Annotated in this window: 17 protein-coding genes; 6 read left to right on the forward strand and 11 right to left on the reverse strand. The window is 71.2% G+C overall.

Annotated elements, in window-relative coordinates; all coding sequences use genetic code 11:
* Positions 1 to 7: 7 nt before the first annotated feature.
* Genes AA75_RS41950 through AA75_RS41960 form a run of 3 tightly spaced genes read left to right on the forward strand, consistent with a single transcriptional unit; the run spans position 8 to position 7,328 of the window.
* Positions 8 to 1,207, forward strand: a complete 1,200-nt coding sequence (locus AA75_RS41950; RefSeq protein ID WP_033825780.1) for a hypothetical protein — start codon at positions 8 to 10, stop codon at positions 1,205 to 1,207.
* Positions 1,204 to 4,569: a hypothetical protein gene (locus AA75_RS41955; RefSeq protein ID WP_149030342.1), complete on the forward strand. Its 3,366-nt coding sequence runs from the start codon at positions 1,204 to 1,206 to the stop codon at positions 4,567 to 4,569. Before AA75_RS41950 ends, AA75_RS41955 begins: the two co-directional genes overlap by 4 nt.
* Positions 4,566 to 7,328, forward strand: coding sequence for an RNAseH domain-containing protein (locus AA75_RS41960; protein WP_033825782.1), 2,763 nt, complete (start codon positions 4,566 to 4,568; stop codon positions 7,326 to 7,328). Before AA75_RS41955 ends, AA75_RS41960 begins: the two co-directional genes overlap by 4 nt.
* Before the next feature lie 214 nt (positions 7,329 to 7,542).
* Here the strand turns inward: AA75_RS41960 and AA75_RS41965 are convergent, their stop codons facing one another.
* The 5 genes from AA75_RS41965 to AA75_RS48770 form a co-directional block, all read right to left on the reverse strand.
* The gene (locus AA75_RS41965) at positions 7,543 to 8,535 is read right to left on the reverse strand and encodes a hypothetical protein (RefSeq protein ID WP_033825783.1); all 993 of its coding nucleotides are present in this window, start codon (positions 8,533 to 8,535) and stop codon (positions 7,543 to 7,545) included.
* 178 nt (positions 8,536 to 8,713) lie between these two features.
* Positions 8,714 to 8,953, reverse strand: a complete 240-nt coding sequence (locus AA75_RS41970; protein WP_033825784.1) for a hypothetical protein — start codon at positions 8,951 to 8,953, stop codon at positions 8,714 to 8,716.
* Positions 8,954 to 9,298: 345 nt separating this feature from the next.
* Positions 9,299 to 10,540, reverse strand: a complete 1,242-nt coding sequence (locus tag AA75_RS41975; protein ID WP_033825785.1) for a site-specific integrase — start codon at positions 10,538 to 10,540, stop codon at positions 9,299 to 9,301.
* Complete coding sequence (locus AA75_RS54220) at positions 10,540 to 10,818, reverse strand: helix-turn-helix domain-containing protein (protein WP_082527234.1); 279 nt, start codon at positions 10,816 to 10,818, stop codon at positions 10,540 to 10,542. Before AA75_RS54220 ends, AA75_RS41975 begins: the two co-directional genes overlap by 1 nt.
* A 167-nt stretch (positions 10,819 to 10,985) precedes the next feature.
* Positions 10,986 to 11,510, reverse strand: coding sequence for an XRE family transcriptional regulator (locus tag AA75_RS48770; protein WP_199520556.1), 525 nt, complete (start codon positions 11,508 to 11,510; stop codon positions 10,986 to 10,988).
* 299 nt (positions 11,511 to 11,809) lie between these two features.
* Between AA75_RS48770 and AA75_RS41985 the strand changes: the two genes are divergently transcribed.
* A complete protein-coding gene (locus tag AA75_RS41985) occupies positions 11,810 to 11,971 on the forward strand; it encodes a hypothetical protein (RefSeq protein ID WP_233289437.1) in 162 nt (53 codons plus the stop codon).
* Between the two features lie 239 nt (positions 11,972 to 12,210).
* On the forward strand, positions 12,211 to 13,398 hold the full coding sequence (locus tag AA75_RS41990; protein ID WP_051740751.1) for a hypothetical protein: 1,188 nt from the start codon (positions 12,211 to 12,213) through the stop codon (positions 13,396 to 13,398).
* Here AA75_RS41990 and AA75_RS41995 read toward each other — a convergent pair.
* Complete coding sequence (locus tag AA75_RS41995; protein ID WP_368666638.1) at positions 13,370 to 13,939, reverse strand: GNAT family N-acetyltransferase; 570 nt, start codon at positions 13,937 to 13,939, stop codon at positions 13,370 to 13,372. The two genes, AA75_RS41990 and AA75_RS41995, sit on opposite strands and share 29 nt — an antisense overlap.
* Before the next feature lie 510 nt (positions 13,940 to 14,449).
* Positions 14,450 to 15,184, reverse strand: a complete 735-nt coding sequence (locus AA75_RS42000) for a phytanoyl-CoA dioxygenase family protein (RefSeq protein WP_082527236.1) — start codon at positions 15,182 to 15,184, stop codon at positions 14,450 to 14,452.
* A gap of 256 nt (positions 15,185 to 15,440) precedes the next feature.
* Between AA75_RS42000 and AA75_RS42005 the strand changes: the two genes are divergently transcribed.
* A complete protein-coding gene (locus AA75_RS42005) occupies positions 15,441 to 15,932 on the forward strand; it encodes a hypothetical protein (protein ID WP_033825787.1) in 492 nt (163 codons plus the stop codon).
* 121 nt (positions 15,933 to 16,053) lie between these two features.
* Here the strand turns inward: AA75_RS42005 and AA75_RS42010 are convergent, their stop codons facing one another.
* From AA75_RS42010 to AA75_RS42025, 4 genes are all read right to left on the reverse strand, one after another.
* Positions 16,054 to 16,917 (reverse strand): protein phosphatase 2C domain-containing protein, encoded by an 864-nt coding sequence (locus tag AA75_RS42010; RefSeq protein ID WP_033825788.1) that lies wholly within the window; start codon positions 16,915 to 16,917, stop codon positions 16,054 to 16,056.
* A 38-nt stretch (positions 16,918 to 16,955) separates the two neighbouring features.
* Positions 16,956 to 17,594, reverse strand: coding sequence for a DUF5753 domain-containing protein (locus AA75_RS42015; RefSeq protein ID WP_051740754.1), 639 nt, complete (start codon positions 17,592 to 17,594; stop codon positions 16,956 to 16,958).
* Positions 17,595 to 17,828: 234 nt separating this feature from the next.
* A complete protein-coding gene (locus AA75_RS50540; RefSeq protein ID WP_033825789.1) occupies positions 17,829 to 18,887 on the reverse strand; it encodes an endonuclease/exonuclease/phosphatase family protein in 1,059 nt (352 codons plus the stop codon).
* 68 nt (positions 18,888 to 18,955) lie between these two features.
* Entirely contained in the window at positions 18,956 to 20,962 is a 2,007-nt protein-coding gene (locus tag AA75_RS42025; protein ID WP_033825790.1) for an ABC transporter ATP-binding protein, read from the reverse strand.
* Positions 20,963 to 21,110: the final 148 nt, after the last annotated feature.

A 21,110-nucleotide genomic window follows, 5' to 3' on the forward strand; every position in this document is an offset into this window, starting at 1 on the left:
GCCTGAGGTGTTGGCGCTTGCCGCTGCAGCTGCGGCTGTTCAAGAGCTGGACGAGGACCAGCTCGCGGCGCTGGACGCATGCGTGGTTGCGGCGCTGGCTCTGAGCAGTCCTGAGGGTGAGAGCGAGGCACGCGCCCGGCTTCTGATGGAATGCTTCGGACGCTATGTGGCTGCGTTCGGCGTGCTCACCCCGGCGCCGCCGTACCCGACGTTCGTTAAGCGGCTTCGCGGTAGCCACTTGGCGGACCTCCTACCGCGGAGACCATCAGAGTTCGCCCTGGGGGAGCTGCGGCTGCTCGAAGAAGACGGCACGCCCAGCCCGGCGTTGAACCGGATGGCGGTGGAAGCCAGCGAGCACGGGTATCAGGCGCCGGGAATCGGTGCCGATATCCGCCACATGTACAGCCTCCTGCGCGCCGTCGGCCTGCTTCCGGAAGGCGCCCGGCTGTCCCGGATCTCTGGCGAGACCGTCCAGCACGCTGTCTTTCGTGCGCTCCGCGCCGCCGGCTTCGAGGAGTACACCCGTGGGCGCGAGGCCATGGTGCGGACACCTGTCCTGCGCCGCCGCGCCCTGTCCCGGAACGCGGCCCTGACCGAGCTGGGCGCGTACACCGCCATCTCCCCGACGAGGCAGTTCGACGGCTTTTGGGCCCCTTGCCCTCTGTGCCAGTGGACCATGCGGGCCACCTACCGGCCGAACGGCACTGTCGGACTGGAATGCGAGGATGAGCGCCACGGCCTCCTGGGTGCACGCTACCGGGCCGAATCCTCGGCGGAGGGCTGGCGCCTCACCGCGCAAGGCGAGCTTCGCACGGTGCCCGAACTGCTGCCCGTGGACGGCCACGTAGCTCTGCCGTATGCGCTGTGGCTGTGGGTCACCTTGCCGGGCCTGCTGGAGATCGACCTGCACGACCGACTGGTCGCCATGGCAGCGACGGTCGAGCTGTGGCCGTTCGGCGACTCCTACGACCTGCACGTCACCCTTCCCGGCAGCCCACGGCGGTGGCGCATTGACGTCAAGACGTGGGCCGATCCGTACGGCCTGGCCCAGAATCTGCGCGACGACCCCGACGACCCCGGGGACCTGTGCATCGTGGTGCCCGAGCACCTGCGCGGTTACCTGTCCGTCCTTCGCCGGGGTGTGCAGGGCACCGGAGCGCGGGTGCTGACTGACACGGACCTGCTGGCGGAGGTGAAGAGGGCTTGAGCACGGCACTGGCGGCGGCGTTTGCGCTCACCGAACACCTCCTACCTGCGCGCTTCCGCAACGGGCAGCGAGTGGTGTTCGTCCGTGATGCCCATGCCCTGCTCACCGGCCATGCCCCCCGCATCGTGGAGGACTGGGAGCTGTGGTCCTACGAGGACAAGCAGCGGGTCGGGGCGCTGCTGCGCGTGCGGCGCCGGGAGGAAGCGCTGCTGCACCACATCGAGCGAGCCGTTCACGAGATCTTCCAGGACCCCCAGGCCGATGACCCGTTGCTGGCCCTCTACAGCGTCGCGCGCAGTGAGCGGGGACGGGCCCTGGAAATGGTGCCGGGCCACGGCCAGACTCCGGCCGATGTCGCGGACCGCCTTCTCGCAACGGCCCGACGGCGCCGGCCGCTGCGGACCGCCCGTGGACCGGGCTGGTCGGCGGTGACCTCCCGTGGCCTGGTCCAGCTCACCTTCCCCGACGAGCAGAGCGAGTACATCCCGCACCGGATCACGACCGCGCCACCCGTTGACCTGGTCCTCGACGCCGACGAGCTCGGCTGGCAGAGCCGGGACACCGACCTGTTCATGGAGGGTCCCGCCTTTCGCGATCGGCAGATCGCGTTGCTGCTCAGCGGCACCATCGGAGGCGGACGACGGCCCCGCGACCCGGGCGTCCTGCCGCCGGGGCGCATCCACCTCATGAGCGCACCCACCGGCGTGGGTAAGAACGTTCTCGGCAGAGCACTGGCGATCCAGCAGGCGGGGCTCGGGTACACCACCGTGCTGGTGGTGAGCGACAACGGCGACGTCTACGGGGAGGCCGCAACCCTGCAGGCTGAGCTTCGGGCTCTGGGCGTCAAGGCGACGGCCACCCCGTTCATCGCACCCAACAGCCGCTACGACTTCGCGCTGCGCACGGCCGCGAAGATGGACGGCAGCGGCGCTCCCCTCTCACAGGCCCCCGCCGACATCGCCTTCCGCCTCGACCACTCCGCCTACGGGTGCGCGGTGCAGTCCCAGCTCGACGGCCGCGACGCCTTCAAGGGAGGCAAGGAGCCGTGCACGGTCACGGAATCAGGCTTCTTCGACCGTCCGGAACGCGCGCTGTGCCCGTTCGTGTCGGCCTGCGGCAAGTTCGACCACGTGCAGGCCGCCACCACGGCCCGGATCATCGTGACCACCCACGCGTGCTTCCAGTCCGGGATGATCAAGGTTCCGGTGGACGTCGACGGCGAGATCCGCAACAGCATCAGCGTGCGCGAGTTCCTCCTGCGCCTGGCGTCCTTCGTGGTCATCGACGAGGTCGACGCCTATCAGTCCCAGGCGTTCGACCAGTCGGGTCACCTGGAGCTCGCCTCTCGCTCCCACCCAGACACGGTGCTGCGGCAAATCCGAGACGGTCTGCACCGGGCGCCGCCGCGGCTGGCGGTCGCCGTGCGCCGCACCCTGACCCGCGCGGTGTTCCTGGCGGAGCAGCTGCTCGATCTGGTGGCCGGCGAGGAGATCTGCACCGAGGTCGGCCAGGCACGGGCCATGGCCCGAGGGCAGGACCCGCGCCGTACCCGCCGGATCCTGCAGGACCGCAAGCGCTGGTACCAGCCCCACCAGTGGGACCGCCACCTGTTGGAGTACCTGATCGGCGTCGGCGCCTCCAGCACAGCCACCGACGAGCAGACCGACCTGCTGCAGGCCCTTCTACCGCGCGTTGCCACCCGCCCGGCCGACCGCCCCGCCGCCATTGTGCTGCCCCAGCGGCTGCGCGCAGTCCCGAACTTGCTGGAGCGGATGCTCACGATCGACGAAGGCGGCGAGTGGCAGCTGGCCGTCCTCAAGGACGAGCTGCGTGATGCCCTCGCCGCGGCCATCTCGGCTCTGAGCCCCGTCGGAACCGAACGCACGACTCCCGAGGACGTGCCGGTCCCGGCCCCGCGTGCGAGCAGCGCGGCCAAGCCGGCTTCGGCCGCCACGCACGACGAGGTCACCGCGGGCGTCTTGCACGCGCTGATGATGAAGGCATGGCTCACCGCCCTCACCCACACCATGTTCGACCTGTCGGACCGGGCCGGCGAACTCGCGGGGCACGGCATCGAGGCGGCCTCCAAGCTCGCTGACGCCATCGGCCATCAGGGCGTCGGCACCGTCGTACCCTTCGGCCCGCTGGGCCGACAGCTGGGAGGGTTCCGCTTCGAGGGGCTGGACGACCCCAACACGCCCGCGAGCCTGCGCATGGAGGTCCTGCGCGGCGATCCCCACACGGAGACGCAGTACCTCGGCGACATCGTCGCCCTCGCCCTGACCGGTCACCAGCGGGTCGTCCTCGGCATGTCCGCCACCGGCTTCATGCCCGGAGCAGCCCGCACCCACCTGCTCGCCCGCCCCGACTGGGCCATGCCCGACACTCTCCGCGGCGGCCTGACCATTTTCAACAGCACCCCCGTCGCCGACGGGAAGCTGCTCGCCGTCGGCAGCACTCCCTTCCACGAACGCGACCAGCGGGTCATCGCGCTGGCCACCGGATACGCCCCAACTCTGGTTCGCGATCTCACCCGCCTTGCCGCGGACCGCCGCACCGCGCACCGAGCACGGGCTCTGATCGCCGTCAACTCCTACCGGCAGGCCCGCCTGTTCGCCCAGGCGCTCCACGACACCGCACTCGCCGCCGGCCGCAAGCTACGGATCTACGTCGCCGTCGCGGACAAGCCCGACCCCGCCCTCCCACCGGTCTGCGACAGCATCGGCCTGCTCACGCGCGACCGCTTCGCGCAACTCGCCGACCTCGACGGTGAGGTGCTCATCGCACCGCTGCCACGCACCGAGCGAGGACTGAACGTCCTCACTGTGTTCAACGGCGTCGCCGTCTCGGCCGTCACCCTGATCGGGCTGGCCATCAGGCCGGTCATGCCGGCCGACGATCCCGCCGTCCTGGCCGCCAGCGTTGCCGCCCGAGCCTGGCGCGACCTGGTCCCCAGCCGCGATCCCGCAGCCGTCCTCGCCCACGCCCGTGACCTGGCTGTCGCGCACCTGCGCCTCAACCTCGGCGCACCCAAGCGCTTCTCCGCCCTCCCCGACGAGTTGAAGCACGAACTCGTCGCCACCCTCCTGGGCCAGACCATCCAACTCGGAGGCCGCGGACGCCGGGGGCAGACCCACGTCGAACTCCACTTCATCGACGGCGCGTTCCACGACGCCACCTGGGGCTCCGATCTGCCCACCCTGATCCGCGGGCTGCTCGGGCAGTACACCCAGGACGAACTCGCCCAGCTCGGCGGCTGCTACGGCTACTCCATGGAGGAGATCGCCGAGTACGCCCACGCAGGGCACCTGGTCCCGGCCCTGCACTCGGGCTTCCTCACCCACCTGGGAGAGCGCGTATGACCCGCCCACTCGACGACAGCACCCGCAAGCAGGCCCGCCTGCTCTGCTACCGCACCGAACCGAGCGACCTGGGGCAGGTCTTCGCCTACCGGCCCGCGCCGCCCGCGCCGCAGCTCGCAGAGGAACTGTCCCGCGAGTACACGCGCAACGTCGGCTCCGGCCTGGACGTACAGCCGCCCTACCGCGCGCTCGAAGCCGTCCTGCGGGCCGCCGTCGGCACCTGGGCGCGCTGGCAGTGGAGCGATGGCCAGCACGAACTCCTCTCCGCTGCCCCGATCAGCGCCGAGGACCGCCGCGACGTCTTCCTCTACTGGGCCGAAGCGGTCGTCTCCGGCCCAGCCGGCCAGCAGCTCGGCGAGCAACTCGCCGACCTCATCGCCCAGGCCGAACCCCGCCCCGCCACACTGCCCCCACCACCGCGCACCGGACGGCGCTCGCGCGGCTGGTGGCCGGGCGAACTCGCCCGCTGGCGCCTGGCGGAAGAACTCGCCGCCCTCGACTGGCCCCGCAACGGCGCCGACCCGGTCCGCTTCACCCTGTGCACCGATGGCCGTCTCGCCGCGATCGGCCACGAACTGCCCAGCGCACCCGACCGGAATGGCCGCATCCGACACCTGCTCCCGCGCATTGTTATCGGCACCGCCGCCACCGGACACTCCCGGCGCCACGCCCTGACGGTGAACGCCGTCACCACCCTCCTCGCCACCGCCTGGAAAGGCGTCTCCACGGTCCTGCTCGCCAACCCAGACCAGCCACTCGTCGTCGCCGCCCGTACCGACGGTCCGCCGTGGCAGCGCCGCCTCAACGTACCCGCGGTCGCCGCCAGCCGGCGCCTGGCAGCCCTGCCCCGCCTGAGCGCGAACATTCCGCCCTTCCCCGAGCACCTCGCCGACGACGCCCTCGCCGACACCGCCCCCGGCCCGGTCTGGGCCGTCGCGCCGGTCAGCACCCGCACCCCCGGGCTGGGCCGCGGCCACGGCATGGAGCTGTTCCGCCGCATCGAGGAACTTCTCGACACCAAGTGCGAGAAGTACAGCCACCGCAGCCCCCGCTACCTGGAAGTCTCCGGAGTCAAGCTGCCGCCGACCGAGAGCGGCTCGCGCATCACCGGCCCCATCCCCGCCGACCGGATCCCCGCAGCCCTCGACACGGCCGGCATCAGCACCCTCCTCGTCGTCGTCCTGTGGAGCACCGACGAGGTCCGGGCCCGCGTAAAAGCCGCCATCGCCGACCAGTGGGACCTCGGCCCCGAATGGAAGGCGGCCGAAGGCACCGAAGAACCGGCGGCCGGCGGTCGTATCAAGGTCGTCTTCCTCCACGACAAGGCCGGTGCCCTCAGCCACGGACCGCACACGAGCGAGGAACGCCAGCGGATCCTGGAAGAGATGCTCGCCCCCTACACCGGCGAAGGCATCAGGACCGCGGTCATCGGCGAGACCGACTGGGACCCCGACCGCTGGTACCCCACCGTCGAGGCCCGCACCACGGCCGAGGCTGAGGACGGAAAGTGGCCCTCCAAGCAGGCCCTCGCCCGTATCGGGGCAACCTCCCAGTACGTCAAGCAGGCCCCACCGCCGGTGCCCACCCACACCAGGGAGGGCAAGCCGTACAACGAGAAGTACCGAGCCGACAAGGTCAAGTCCCGCCAGAGCGGTCTCGACAGCTCCACCGAGAACGTGCTGCGCGAGATCCTCACCGGCGTCGGTGCCACCGACCACCGCCTCGGCGCCGCATTCGGCAAGTTGCCCCTTGAACCGTGGTGGCACATCGGCATCCATGTCCGCCGCCATGCCCAGCGCCGCGCGTACGGAAAGCGCCGCACCAACACCCCCGCACCGATCACCGTCACCCTCACTGCCATGCGCCCCGTCTGCGGACCCGACGACCCCTGGCAGATCTGGGCCTACAGCCCCCAAGCCGGGCACTGGACGACCCACGGCCCAGCCACGACCACCCTGCACGCCGCAGACCTCGCCTGGGACGTCACCCCCTACACCGCCATCGGCAACGAGACACAGCAGGCCAGTGCAGCCGCGCAACTGGTCGAGCAAGCCCTCGTCGCCGCCCGTACACAACTACCCGCGCAGGAACCGACGGTGCTCTACGTAGATGGAGACGCGGCCGAGTACATCTGGACGGGCCTCACCGACGAAGCACTCGGCCAGACCCCGCCGGCAGACCTGCCTCGGCCGGCCTCCTGGCTACCCGGCCACAGCCTCCCCCGGGCCCAACGCCCCCTCGCCACCGTTCGAGTTATCAGCGACCTGGTACGCATCGGCCGTCCCACCGGCGCCTACATGCGCACCGCCGACGGCACCTGGCGCGCCACCGACACCACCAACGGCCTGTTCCAACTCGCCAACGATGACGGCACCCAGCTCTACCCCGACTTCATGCTCGTCAACGTACCCCGCACCTACTCCGCCAGCGTCACCGGCCGATTTGGGAAGGACGAAACGCGTTTCGACAGCAGCCGCCAGAACAAGAACGGCTACGCCCACACCGCGACGCGGTACACCATCATCAGCCAGCGCGACGAGGTGGACTGCAAGCTGATCGGGACCGTCGCCGCTGTCCTGACCAACCAGGGCATTACCTCGGATGTCCGTCAGAGCACCCCAACCCCCCTGCACCTTGCCCGCAGGATGGATGCTGGCCACCCCTACCACCGGCGGACAGCAGAGGCCGACCAGGATGTCGACGGAGGCCCGGTCGAAGACGCCACCGTTGGCGAGGAAGTCGTGCCCGTCGTCGAGTGAGCCGAGCCCGGCATTCTCCGTCTACGCCAGGGGACCTGGACTGCGCAGGCCATCGCAGCGTTTCGGCAGCCACGCCGGCGTCGAACCAACGGGTTCGTCGCGAGCCATTTGTTCGGTCTGCGCCAGCACTCTGGAGAGATCCTGCAGCAGCACCGTGGAGGGCGCTTACATGGGCTGGCGGGAGCCGTTGAGACTACTCCCGCCAGCGTAGGAGTCAGCGTCCGAGGGAGATGTCGAACTGGTTGAGCCAGTGGACGTCGCCCTTCCCTGCGGTGGCGACCACGCCTGCGGTTAGCCAGATAAACGTGGGGAGGAAATCGTCGCCGAGCTGGTCGGCTGCCTCGTTGACGGTGGCGCCGGATGCGTCGGGGTGTCCGAGGATGCCAGCGATGTGCATGACCTTGCGGCTGTGAGCCGTGCCGAGTGATTCGCGGACCCAGTCGACGGCCACGATGGCGTCGTCAGGGGTGAGCTCGGCCTCGCGGGCGCCGGAGAGCCAGCCCGCGAGGGCGCCGAACAGGAGGGAGGCCATGAGACCGGCGGCTTCCTCGCCTTCGGTTGCCCCTGCCTGGTCGATGCCGAGTACGACGCGCATGGCGATCCGCGGGTCACGTCGCGTGATGATGGCGTCGATGACGTTCCGCAGGCTCTCCAGCGGGGTGTCGGCCTGGGGCTCCTCCGGCTGGGAGCCACCTTCGCTCTGGTACGCCCTGACGGTGTCCGAGAACACCTGGATCTCGGCGGCACTGAACAGGTGCCGGGTGTCCTCGGTGACCACGTACCCGAGGTCCCGCCAGGCGTGGATGAAAGCCGGGTCGATTCCGGCCTGCTCGGCGATCACCGCCATCTCGCCGAGCAGCTCGCTGATGCGCTCCTCGGGCATCGGGCGGGGCTCGTCAGCGTCCGGGTCGAAGAACAGCGGGTCGTCGGGTCCAGGCTCCCGGCCGAACTTCTCCCGGAACGAATCGAGCTGGCGCTGGATCGAGTCCTGGAGGTCCTGGCCGGTCTTCGTGTCCGGGTGCCAGGAGATCTCGTGGCCCTCGTCCGTGTGGCGGCGTTGGATGAAGCGGGGGTCCAGGTGCCGTTCGGCGACGGTTCCGGCGTGTGCCTCGTGAAAGCCCTCCGTGGCGCCCAGACGCTGCCGCTGCACCTCGTCGGCCCTGGCGCGCGCGGCGTCCCGCTGGCGCCGCGACTTTTTGTTCGACATGGCAGCTCCTCTTCCCCGAACTCGGCTGTGGGGAGCCTAGCGGCACAGCGGTTTGCGCCGTGCCGACGCTGGGGAGGTTCCCGCCCGTCTGACGGGACCTCCGCAGCTGGTGAGGGCTGACCAGCTTCAGCCGGTCAGGGCGAGTTGGCGGATTAAGCAGGACTGACCCGCCAGGGGGTCAGGCGTGCCCGGTCGCCGGGGCGTCGCCGGGTGACGACACCTCCGTGGTGCTCTCGTGCGCCGGCTCGGCAGCATCGGTGCGGCGGGCGCGCCACTTGTCGTAGAGCAGAGTCCCGGCCACGGCCGCGCCGGTGAGGACGCCGCCTATGACGACGCCCTGCCCGCGATAGAAGTACCGCAACGCGACTGGGCCGCCACGCTTGCTGGCCTCCGTGGCGAGTTCCGCGTAGTTCCACATGGTGCTGCCTCAGTTCGTGTCGCTTGCCCGGGACGAATCGATGATCGCAGGATGGCGCCACGCAGTTGGGGTAAATCGCGAAGCGGGGGTCAGGTGCCGTTCGGTAGTTCGGACGCGTGCCTCGTGGAAGTCCTCTCGGGTGCCCAGGCACTGCCGCTGCACCTCATTCGCCTTGACGCGAGGGGCGTCCCGCTGGCGCCGCGACTTCTTGTTCGACATGGCAACTCCTACGCCCCGAACTCGGCGTCAGGGACGTTGAGTGCTGGACCGGCTGCGCCATGCCGACGCTGGAGAGGTCCCCGTCCGTCGGACGGGGACCTTCGCGCTGATCGGGGCTGGCCAGGGTCAGCCGGTCAGGGCGAGTTGGCGGATCTGTTCGACCTCGACCTTCGGGCCGGGCAAGCCCCGGGAGGCGTTGATGTAGGTGGTGAGCTGGGCGCCGGCGCGTTCGATGGAGCGCAGGTCGGGGTGGAGGTAGCGCTGGGTCGTGGTGAGCTGGCCGTGTCCGGCGATTCGCATGAGGACGTGGGGCGGGACGCCGGCGTCGGCGAACCAGGTCAGCGCGGTGTGGCGCAGGTCGTGTCGGCGCAGGTACTCGTAGCCCAGGCCGACGACGACATCGTCCCAGTGGGTGGCGTCGCGCAGCACCGCGGTGGTGATCCGGCCGCCGCGGGGGCCAGTGAACAGCCGGGCATCGGGCCGGTTGCCGACCCGGGAGATCCGCCAGGCGATGTTGGGCCGCAGCTCCGGGATGATCGGGACGAGGCGGGAGCGCTTGCCCTTGGTGCCCTTGTCGATCAGCCCGCCGGGTGCGGTGGTGGTCTGTCGGCAGACTCGCCAGATCCACTTGTCGGTGTCGATGTCGCCGGCGCGGACGCCGGAGACCTCGCCGATGCGGGCGCCAGTGCCGCCGGCGAAGCGGACGATGTCGCCCCAGCCGTCGTACTGGTTGAAGGAGGCGGTCACCAGGGCATCGGCGAGGCGGTCGAGCGTGTCCCAGTCGCGCAGTGCCAGCCCGCGGGGGTCGTGTTCCTCGTCCTCGGCGGTCTTGATCAGCTTCTGCCAGCCGTTCAGGCGGGCGGGGTTGATCTCGATGATGCCGTCGCGGATGGCCTGCTCCATGACCCTGACCCACACGGCGATGGTGTTCTTGAGGGTGGAAATTCCGGCACCGTCGGCGATCCAGGCGTTGAGGGCGCGGTCGGCGATGCCAGCCGTGATACCGACGACCTGGAGGTGGCCGACGGTCGGTTTGACGCGAAGACGCCAGCCGGCCATGTACGGGGCATGGGTCTTGAGTTCGAGTCCCCGCATTGCCAGATCCATGACGGAGTCGCCGTACTCGCTGAGCGACGTCGTGGCGAGGTCGACGCCGACGCCGCGCCCGGCCGCCTTGGCGATGCGGTCGAGCCAGTCCTGCGCATCGGGCTCGGTGGGGAACATAGTCGAGCGCGACGGACGGGCCTTGGTGATCGGGTCGACCCAGCGGACACGGGCGCGGTAAGGGTTCGGGTTGCCGGGCCGGTACTCGATGTCGGTGGAGATCTTGACGCCGACCGGGGCGTCGATGCGCTCTGGCGTCGTCATCAGGCCGCCACCTCCGGCACCACGACGCAGCTGGCAAGGTAGTCGACGAGGTCCTGGTGGCGGTAGCCGACTCGGCCGCCGACCTTGACGTAGGCCGGCCCCGTGTTCTCGCGGCGCCAGCGGCGCAGCGTTCCTGGGCTGACCTTGAGGATCGCGGCGGCCTCGTCTGCGGTGTGGAGAAGTGCGGAAGCGTCCGGGGGCGCGCAGGCGCAGCCTGGGGTGGGCGGAGGGGAAGGGGGGAGCGCACTGCGTGCGGCCCGTGTGCGGGCATGCGGCATTATGGGGCGAGCCCTCTCTGGTCGATGGCCAAGGGGTGGCTGGGTCTCCGGGACGGACGGAAGCTGCCAGGCGAAAGCCGTCTCGGGGACCGTCAGGTGTGACGGTGGGAAGGATGTCCGGGGGAAGCTGCGGCGGTGTGCGCCGGGCCCCGGCCAGGACGTTCGAGTCAGCCGGAGGCCGGCCTTTCGGGAGCGTCGACGAACTCGAGAGCGGCCGGCAGCGGTGCCGGCTGGAGCCCGTCGGCCCGCATCCGGTCCCGGACGGTCTTCAGGCGCGCACAGTCCTCATGGGCCATGCGGTCGAGTTCGTCCGCTTGTCGGGCCAGCTGCTCGTAGCGGGCGGAGCCGAGGGCCTGGCGGGCCTGAACGCGGCGGCTGTGGGCTTCGCGGGTGGAGATCAGCGCGGTTCGGACATCGACGTCGTGTTCACGGAAGGTGCCGAGTACGGCACGGGCCGAGCCGGGCGGCGGGGCCTCGCCCAGGTGGTCCTCGCCGGTGACCCAGGCCGCTGCCTCCCACACGGGAATGGTCACGTTGGGAAGAAGGTCGATGTCGGCCTGGGCCTCCAACGGGATGAGCAACGCAACGAGTGGCAGATCGAGGGCGTGGGCCAGAACGATGGCCTCCTCAAGCCTGAGTGAGTCCCGCTGCCCTTTTTCGATCTTGGTGATGGTGTTGGCGGCGATCGGCACCCCCCTGACCTCGCATGCCTCCGAGAGATCATGCGTCGTCATGCCTCGCCGACCGCGCTGCTCCTTGACGACCCGGGCGATCCGCGCCGTGAGTGAGGCCGGCCAGTGCTCACTTGATTCTTCCATGAGGGGAGGATACATGAGATGTCTTCTGCGGCTAGGGCAGGTGTGATAGAAGTTTCTCGCACAGAGAACATCGCGCGAGAGGGAATGTTGCCGTGAACGCAGTCCGGACTGCCCGGTCGGGGAGGTATACCCCGGAGGCTCTCGCTGCTCTCCCGCCGGCGATCCCGCTGTCGGTGGCCAACGAGCTGCTCTCACTCGGCAGGACCGCGGGGTACCGCATGGCCCGCGAGCGCCGCTACCCGGTGACCGTCGTGGAGGTGGGCGGCAGCTACCGCGTGATCACCGCGGACCTCCTCCACTTCCTGCGCCCGCGAACCTCCCGAAGCGCGACGTAAGACACCGAGCCGCAGGGCATCGTGGCGGCGGCGGGATGATCACGCCAACGGGCGGTGCTGCCTGCTTCCGGGCGCGGGCCGCTCCCGCGCGGGCGGGACGAAGCCGTCCCAAGACCGACGCTCCGACCGTGGCACCATCATGGGCCGGGCAAGCTGCCCGCGGCGGCCTGGTGCGCTGTAGGTGTGCTGTTCGGCAGGCTGCCACAGAGGGTGTCGGTAGCGCTTCGTAGGCTGAGGACATGACGACCAGCGTGCGTGCCCGCCTGTGGAAGTTCAGTGTCCAGCCGAATCCGGACGGCACCTCGGACGTCGTTGCCACCGAGGTCGGCCAGGGGCCGCTGCCCGTGGCGCTCTCGAGGCTTGTCCACATCAACGCCCTTGCCTGCGACACGCGGAAGATCGTCGATCCGCGTGTGCGGGACCATGAGGTGGCGCTCCTGCTCAGCTACCTCACCTCGAGCACGCCCGGTGCCCCGCTGACGGCCGACGTTCCTGCGCTCCTCGCCAGCTCCGGGCACATCAGCCGGTTCGTCGCGGAAGCCGCTGGCCTGGGCGTGATGACCGCGGCCAGCGAGTGCCTGCTCGGGTGGTCCGAGGGCGACGCTCTGCACAGTTTCGATGTCCTGCCCGGCCACCTGGTGAAGCAGTACGGCGGTGGTGGAGTCCGTCCGGACCTGCTGTTCCAGCTGGGCACCGGCCCGCTCGCCGGGGAGGCGCGCGGACGGCGCAGGACCAGTACCAAGAAGCTATTCCCCGGGAAGGAGACACCCGAGCAGCGGCGCCGACTCCTTCAGCTCGCCGAGTGGTCGACTGCGCATGCCGGCCATGCCTACTTCATGAGTTGGGTGTGGATCGGGCACGCGGGCGTGGGCGTCGACATCTTCCTGCCCGCCGCTGACGGCCTGGACAGCGGCGTGGACCGGTCCTGGATCGAGGAGCCGGGGCATGCGGTCTGGGACATTCGGGCGGAACGTCGCAGGGACGCCTACCGTGAAGCTCCCGCCGGGCCAGCGACGGACGAAGAGGACGACGACACCGGCGCGGGAGGCCCGCTCCTCCATTCGCTGCCGACCGATGTCGGGGCACCGTCGCTGAGGGAGGAGCTGGAGCGGGCCGAGGCGCGGACGGACGCTGCGCTGACGCGCCGCTTCGAGACGAACGGTGAGGTCGAGGGCCAGGTTGGCGGCGTCCTGGTGCGCGGGCGATGGGTGGCGGCGGATCGGCTCGGCCCCGCAACCCACGAGGTCCTACTGGGAGTTCTCGCCCACCGCCTGCCCGAGCCGGCTGTCCGGCGCACTCGCAGCGCGCGGCGCGAACAGGCCTTGGACACCCACCTGAACGGGCGGCTGTTGACCGTGGTCCGCCGCATCGGCGAGGGCCGGCCAACGTGGGACCGGATTACGGCCGATCTCCTCGAAACACCGTAGCGCCGTCTTCGAACCGCGCGCGGGGCATCCGCCACACCTGCTCCTCGCCGGTCTCGGCGGGTGCGAGGCGCTCGGCCGGCCGGCGCTCGTGCTCGGTGAAGCCGAGCCTGGCCGGAACCGCGCCGCTGGAGCGGTTGGCCGGGTCGTGGACGATCTCGACGCAGCTCACGCCGGGGAGGGCGAACGCTTCGCGCACCAGAGCAAGGGCAGCACGAGTCGCCAGGCCGCGGCTGGTCGCGGCGGGGTGGAGCCAGTAGCCGATCCCCAAGATCCCGTCCGCCGGGGCGCCGGTACGAAACAGCTGGCAGGTGCCCGCGATGGCGCCGTCGGCGACGATCGCGTAGGTGTAGGCCTTTCCGCTGTCCCAGCGTTCGGCGCGGGTGAGTAGGAAGGCGCGCGTCGCCTCCGGGCTGTGCTCGGCGATCCACGGCATCCAGGGCCGCAGATGGTCCTGGGACTCGCTGATAACGCGGAACAACTGAGGCAGGTCCGCCTCGCCGTTGAAGCGGCGGAGCACCAGCCCCTCGGCCAGGGTGATCACTGCGGGTGGAGTGTCCATGACCGGAGGATCGCGCGGTCGGATGATCGCGGCAACGGGTTTTCGCCCCCCTCACATGGGGCGGGGAGGAGATGCCAGCTGAGTTCCCCTCGGCGATGAGCCGACGGTAGAGGCGGCCGGAAAGAGGGCCTTGCCGGTGGCGATCTCGAACAGCAGGACGGTGCCAGGTCGGGCAGGACCTGGCACCTGCGCAGCATCCCGATGCAAGGGTAGGTGAGATGTCGAGGGGCGGATCATCCGGCTACGGCCGGGCAGAAAGGCGCTCCCGCCCACCCGGAAGGGCCGCCGGCCGTTACCCTCGGGCGGGGGCGGCCGGGCCGGGTTCGTCCGGCGGCGGAGGCTGCGACCTTGCTGCCGTTGACGGTGCTCGCGCCCCAGACGTTGGTGCTCTGGGTCCTGCTGACGGTCAGGCGGTCGCAGATCTGAAGGGCTTGGTGGTGGCCATGCGGAAGTCGGTGGCGGACACCGCAGTCCTGCCTCGGACCTCGCACGTCAGCGGGCGAACTCCGTCAACGGGTCGGTCACGGCCTCACGCCAGTGCCCGCGGTGGCCGCCTACGCGCAGGCGGAAGTACACGGTCTCGCGCCGCTCGTCGCGGGCGGTCCCGAAGTGCCCGCCGATGTTGTGCGCCAGGAGGTAGTGCACCAGGACCAGGCTTCCGGCTGCTCCGGTGACCTGGACCGGCTTGCCCAGCTCGACCGGCGGGTACGGCGCCGCGGTGGCCAGCGCGTCGGCGCCATGCTCGCGCAGCCACGCCCCGGTGCGCAGGTGAGTGCCCGGCCATACCCACAGGTTTCCCCGGTCGCGGTCGCGCTGGTCGGTCAGGAGCAGGCCGGCGAGCACGGTGAACGTTCCCGGTCGGCCGTCCTCCCCCGTTGGGGTGAGGCCGTCGATGTGCGGGGCGCCGGGATAGCGCGGGTGCGGGGGCAGGGTGAGCGCCAGCTGCGCGACCTCCGGCTCCGCCAGTGCGAGGCCCTCCCGCAGAAAGGGACGGACGGTGTCGGCGACGGCATTGCCGCCGTACAGGGCGCGCAGTTCGGGGTCCTGCGCGAGTACGGGCCACAGGAAGTACGGTCCGGTCCGGCCGTTCTCGGGCGGCTGCTGGTCGACGTGCCGGGCGACCAACGCGCGCCAGGAAGCCACTTGGCCGGGTGTGAGGGCGTCGGGCACCACGGTGTACCCATTGTCGCGAAACTCGTTGAGGTGCTGCGGAGTTGCTGTCTCCATCCGTAGATGGAAGCGCGCCGCCGGTGGTGGCGGCAACAGAATATTCGTAGGCCCGTGCAGGGCCGCAGCCCGTGGTCGAGGCGCGGGTTGCACGGGCCCGCGCGAGGTGGTCGTGCAGCCGGGCCCCGGCGCCGGGGTGCGGCGCGCAGTCGGATTCCCCGGCCGCTGACCCCAGCACGAGGCTGCCGGATGGGCGGACCGGCGGCGGGGGAAGGTCGGGCATAGTGAGTGCAGGGCTGCCGAGAAGGGGACGAGAGTGGTCAAGAAGAAGAGGCTGTGGTGGAGGGCCGGCGCGCTGGCGGCGCAGACACAATCGGCCGGATGGTCGGACGCGCTGTGGCGGGGGGCCGAACTGGTCGAGCCGCGTTGGGAGGACGACGAGGGCCCGTACGACTCCTACGCCGTCCACGGGCTGCAGGCGCTGGCGCTGCTCCTGCTGGCCGGTGCCGACGAGCACGCCGGCCGTGTGAGTGATGTGCCCGAGACGGAGATCCGAGCCACGGTCGCCGATCCGGTGCGCGCCGCCGCGGTGGTCGAGGGGTTCGTCGCTGGCCACACAGGCGTACCCGGGTACGAGTGGCTGGCGCAGCTGGCCGAGCCGCTGCTGCGCGAGCACATCCCGCTGCCCGACATGTTCGAGGTCCCGGCCGCGCTGACCGACCGGCGCGGAACCCCGCTCCAGTGGGGCCTGGAGTGGCTGGCCTGGGCACTGGACGACAGGGGCGCGCAGGTGCCGGCCCGGCAGTGACCGCGATCCGCCCGGGCGGCGGGGAGCCTACTGCCCTGCCGGCCGGGCCGGGGGCACGCGACCACGGCGGCCTGCCGGGCGCGAGCGGTGTCGCTCGCGCCCGACAGGTGCGTGCGCGGGCTCAGCCGGCGGGTGTCCCGCCTGGCGCGAGGTCGAGGTGGGCGAGGGCCTTGTCGTCGCTCGGCTTGTAGCGGGGCCAGGCCCGGCCGTCGGCGTCCTGCTCCTCGGCCCGGTGGACGGCGTCGACCAGGGCCTGCGGCCCGTCGGCGCGGCAGGAGGCGGCCAGCTCCGTCCACGAGTACAGGCCGTAGTCGTCGACCGCGCTGGACACCCCGTCGGTGGCGGCCAGGATCTGGGCGACTTCGGCGCGCGGCCAGGTGGCCGTGACCGCTTGGCGGCCGGCCTCCGGGACGGCCTCGGCCACCCAGTAACCGCCCGGCCGGTTGATCCATCCCATCTGGGCGTCGCGCAGCTCGACCAGCAGCTGGTGGTGCCGGGTGTCGAAGCCGCTGCCCGCGGCCAGGCGCTGCCGGTACTCGGCGGCCTGCGGCCGGGTCTCCACCAGCTCGGCCAGACGGGTGTCGGTGAGCGTTCGCACCGTGCCGTCGTGGCCGATCAGCACGACGGGGCTGTCGCCCAGGACGGCCGCCTCCACCACCGTGTCGCCCAGGCGCACGACGGACACCGTTGCGGCGGGCGAGGCCCCCGGCGCCAGGGCGTACTCGCGGGTGATCGCCGAGATCGCGTCGTGCAGGACATCGGTCAGCTCCGCTCCCGAGCCCGCGGCGAGGCGGTCGACGATCAGCTTGCCGAGGGTGTCCGCGTACCAGCCGCCGCGAGGCCGGTCGTCGGAGAGCGTGGAGACTCCGTCGAGGACCACGAAGGCGTCGCCGGAGGGCGTGGCCAGGATGCGGTCCTCGCTGGGGCGGTCGTTGCGGCCGGGCCGCTCGCCGGTACGGAGGGACGGGGCAGGGGTCGGTGGCACAGGCAGTTGTCCTTCGCAGGCTGGAGGGATGGGGGCGGTCAGGTGTTCTGCAGGGCGGTGGTGATGATGGCGCGGGCGTCGTCGAAGTACACGGCGGACTGCTTGAGCCGGTCGAAGGCTCGCTGGAAGATCTGGACGCGGTCGTCGGTGATCGTCTCGCCACCGCGGTAGCCCTCGACCTCGACCCGGGCGCCGTCGAAGATCCCGAAGCCGTCACCCGGGTACACGAGGAGCCGGGCGCGGGCGGGGATGACGCCGAGGGTGAGGCCGGGCAGGTCCATCGCCTCCAGGAGGTGGTTGAGCTGGGGTCGCATCACGGCCGGGCCCCCGATGCCGGTGAGCAGGGCCTGCTCGCCCAGCAGGACGTGGTAAGTACGTCCGCCCTGCCCGAGGTACTGGGCACGGGCAACGCGCTCGGCGGCTCCGGCGTCGATGTCGCGGGGAATGTCGTGCAGGTCGGCGACCAGCCGCAGGACCTCCCTGGCGTATGCGCGGGTCTGCAGGTTGCCCCAGACGAGGTCGGGGCTGACCCCCTGGTAGTGCGTGGTCTGTTCGACGAGCTGGCGGAACTCGGCCTGGATCGGGCCGGTTCCCTGCTGCAGCAAGCCCTGCCAGTCGGGAGCGGACACGGGCACCGCGTGGGTGTACGTGGGGTTGGGGCTGCCGGGTGTGGACATGGTGCCTCCAAGTGGTGTGGGTGCGGCCGGGGTTGCGGCAGCAGGGCGGGGTTGGGGCAACTGCGGCGGAGCGGGTACGGGTCGGCGGACGGTGAGGGACCTCGGCCGGTGGGCGGTGCGGCCGGGCCGGCGGTGACCCGGCTCGCCGCACCGGCTCGGATGGTGACCGGACCGGTGGCCATGGGAGACGGTGCCCAGGAGGCGGCATTCCCATGGCCAGCTGCGTCCGCCGGCTCATGGGCGGGGCGTGGCCCGGGCGGTTGGAGAGATTGCCGTGAGGTCGAGGTCGGTGGTGACGGGCAGGTGGTCGCTGGCCCGTTCGGCCGCCGACAGCGTGCCGGTGGCCATGTGCTCGGCGATCACCGTGGACGCCTTCTCGGAGATCGAGCCGTGGCCGTCGGCGACATGCTGGTGGACGACGCCGGCGAGCTTGGCGCCGAGGGGCCCGCCGTGGGTGGTGTGGGCCCGGACGGCGGGGGCCAGGTCGCTGGTGATGCGCAGGGTGTCGATGCGGCGGGGCCCGAAGCTCTCGCGGCGTCCTTCGGCGTCGACCCAGTGGCCGGTGGTGGGCTGCCACGGCACGTCGGCCACGGCTGCGGTGTCCACGAGGCCGCCGGGCTGCTGGAGCAGGAGGGTGGTCGCGGAGCGGTCGGAGGAGGGCGGGGCGGTCGGGTTGTCGGGGTCGAAGCGGGCCTGGTAGCGGACCTTGCGGTGGGTCTGTCCCGGCAGGGTGTCCGGGTCGAAGTAAGCGCCCGTCGGCCGGCGGTCGGAGCTGATCTCGTTCCAGTCGGCGCCTATCCCGCCGGGGAGCCCGTCCTGGTAGGCGGACAGCACCCGGTACGCCTCGCTCAGCCGCTGCGGGGGCCGGAACGGGTCCGCATGGTAGGAGCCGAGCCGGATTCGCCCAGCCGCTCCGGTTCCGGTGTCGAAGACCGCAGTGGTCATGGCGTGCCAGAAGTCCACCCCGCCGTTGCAGGTCCAGAGGGTGCCGGGGACCGGTTCGACGCCAACCCGCCAGAGCAGGCCGACGTGGAACCGGTGAAGGCTGCTGCCCAGCGCGGGCTCGGGGCCCGTGCTGGATGCGCGGGTCGCCTCGCAGGACATGCCGGTGTCGTCGGCGAGGCGGCGTAGGACTACCGCGGCCTCCTCGGGGTCCTTGCCGATGATCTCCTGGACGGCGAGGACGTCGGCGTCGAGGCCGCGGATCACCTGCACGAGCAGGTCGTAGCGCTCCCGTTCCTCGCGCGAGGCCAACTGCCCCAGGTTGAACAGGTTGTAGGTGCCGAATCGCATGAAGTCTCCATAGTGGATGGCCCGTTGGGGTTGATCAGCTACGGGTGGACCGCGGGGTGGATGCCCTGTCAGGCGGGCTCGGGCGCCGCCTCGGCCACCGTGCTGTCACGCTGGCCGGGCACCTCGGCGGCGAACTGGCCGGCCTGAAGCAGATAGGCGGCCCGGTATCCGCCGTCGAGGTCGGCCATGAGCTGGGAGTGCGTACCGCTCTCGGACAGGCGGCCCTCGTGCAGAACGTGGATGAGGTCGGCGTCGGCCGTGGCGCCGAGGCGATGGGTGATCAGGATGACCGTGAGGCCCTGGTCGGCCAGTTCGCGGATGCGCGCGAATGCGGCGATCTCGCTCTGGGCGTCGAGGGCGGAGGTCGGTTCGTCGGCGATTACCAGGTGGGTCGGGCGTCCGCCGGGTCCGCTGGTGAGAGCCCGGACGTGGGTTCGGGCGGCACCGACGCGCTGCCACTGTCCGCCCGACAGTTGCACGCCGCCCTGGAAGCCGCGGGCGGCGAGCGTGTCCCAGCCGTTGTCCTGGGCCTCGACGACGGGGTGCAGGTCGGCGTAGTCGGCGGCGCCCTTGAGCAGGGCCGGGTCGTCGCCGTGCTCGGGGCGGCCGACCAGGACGTTGGCGCGCAGGGTGAACGGCCAGCGCTGGAAGTCCTGTTCGAGGACGGCGACGGAGGAGAACAGCTGGTCGCGGTCGGCTCCGGCGGTGTCGGTGTCGTCCCAGAAGATGCGGCCGGTGTCCGGGAGGTAGAGGCCGCAGAGGATCTTGACGAGGGTGGACTTGCCGGAGCCGTTGTCGCCGACCAAGGCCACGACCTGCCCGCGCGGGATCGTCAGGGTGATGCCGGACAGGGCCGGGCTGGTGCGGCCGGGGTAGGTGAAGCCGACGTCTTTCACGGTGATCACGTCGGGGCGGTGCGGGAGGTCGGTGCCGCCGGTGGGGATGGCACGGCGCTCGGACTCGCGCTGGAGGCGCTCCAGGTCGGCGACGAACAGGGCTTCCTCGTACAGTCCGTTCGCGGTGCGGACGAGGGAGGTGATGTCGGCGGCTCCGGTGCGGATGCCGACGACCGCGGTGCCGGCGACGGCGAGGGCCATCTGGCCGTCGTGGACGAGCCAGCCCAGGACGGCGAAGGTCGCGGCGGCGGCCAGCCCGGACATTGCGGAGGCGAGCATCGAGGTGCCGGCGGCGGCGCGGGCGAGGCGGTTCTGCTCCTGTTCGGACGCCTCGGCCATCGCGGTGTAGTGGCCGAGGATGAACGGGCCGATGGCGTGGACGCGGACCTCGGGTGCGGAGTGCGGCTGTGTGATCAGCTGGGCGAGGATGGCGGCGGCCCGGTGGTGCTGGAGCCAGGCCATCACTGAGCCGTAGCGGCGGCGGGCGGAGCGCACCGCGCCCCAGCCCTTCGGGGCCGCGATCAGTACCAGCATGGGCATCAGGACGGGGTCGAGGGTGAGCAGGACCCCTCCGGCGGCGACCAGGCCGAGCAGGGCGGTGAGGACGGCGATGCTCTGGCTGATGAGGCGTCGTACCGCTGCGGTGCCGAACCGGGCGGACTCCAGCAGCCTGCTGAAGTCCGGGTCTTCCAGGGAGGCCAGCTCTACGCGGGCCGCGCGGCCGAGGAAGGCGACGGTGGCCGCTCGCTCGGTCTTGGGCTCCAGCCGGTCGCCCGCCCAGGATGAGGCGATGGTGAGGAGCGCGGAGAGCGCAGAGGCCCCTCCCACGGCGAGCGCGGCCGGCAGCGCGGCTCGTAGCAGTTGGTCAGCGCTTCCGGGAGCGAACAGGGCGGCGAGCGCGCGGTTGGTGGCCAGCAGTCCGAACGCGGCGGCCAGGGCGCGGCCGATCTCGGCGACGGCGATGACCACCAGGGCGGCGCGGTCGGCGTGCCAGGCCAGGTGCAGGGCGGTGCGGAGCATGCCGGGGATCTGGCGGGCGACGGTGAGAAAGCTGATCTTGAGCATGGTCTGCTCGTGGGAGGTGAAGCCGTAGTCGTAGCGCAGCCGGCCGCCGAACAGGAACTGCTCGCTGGCGGAGACACTCTCGTCGGGGTCGGGCTCGGGCGGGCGGGTCTTCAAGCGCTCTCCTCTGGGTGGACGGCGGAGGGTCGGGGTCGTCATCCGTTCTCGCCCGGCACACGGGGCTCGGAGACGAGGTAGGCGGCGACGTCGGTGCGGCGGGCGGTGAGCGAGGCGCGCAGCGTGCGCAGCCGGCGCGGGGTGACGA

It is taken from the genome of Kitasatospora sp. MBT63 (assembly GCF_000710465.2).
Classification (GTDB): domain Bacteria; phylum Actinomycetota; class Actinomycetes; order Streptomycetales; family Streptomycetaceae; genus Kitasatospora.

Bases quoted from the DNA above. Each gene is read 5' to 3' on its own strand.
- AA75_RS41960 (WP_033825782.1), top strand. From the start codon at position 4,566: ATGACCCGCCCACTCGACGACAGCACCCGCAAGCAGGCCCGCCTGCTC.
- AA75_RS41965 (WP_033825783.1), bottom strand. From the start codon at position 8,535: ATGTCGAACAAAAAGTCGCGGCGCCAGCGGGACGCCGCGCGCGCCAGG.
- AA75_RS41970 (WP_033825784.1), bottom strand. From the start codon at position 8,953: ATGTGGAACTACGCGGAACTCGCCACGGAGGCCAGCAAGCGTGGCGGC.
- AA75_RS41975 (WP_033825785.1), bottom strand. From the start codon at position 10,540: ATGACGACGCCAGAGCGCATCGACGCCCCGGTCGGCGTCAAGATCTCC.
- AA75_RS54220 (WP_082527234.1), bottom strand. From the start codon at position 10,818: ATGCCGCATGCCCGCACACGGGCCGCACGCAGTGCGCTCCCCCCTTCC.
- AA75_RS41990 (WP_051740751.1), top strand. From the start codon at position 12,211: ATGACGACCAGCGTGCGTGCCCGCCTGTGGAAGTTCAGTGTCCAGCCG.
- AA75_RS42000 (WP_082527236.1), bottom strand. From the start codon at position 15,184: ATGGAGACAGCAACTCCGCAGCACCTCAACGAGTTTCGCGACAATGGG.
- AA75_RS42015 (WP_051740754.1), bottom strand. From the start codon at position 17,594: ATGTCCACACCCGGCAGCCCCAACCCCACGTACACCCACGCGGTGCCC.
- AA75_RS50540 (WP_033825789.1), bottom strand. From the start codon at position 18,887: ATGCGATTCGGCACCTACAACCTGTTCAACCTGGGGCAGTTGGCCTCG.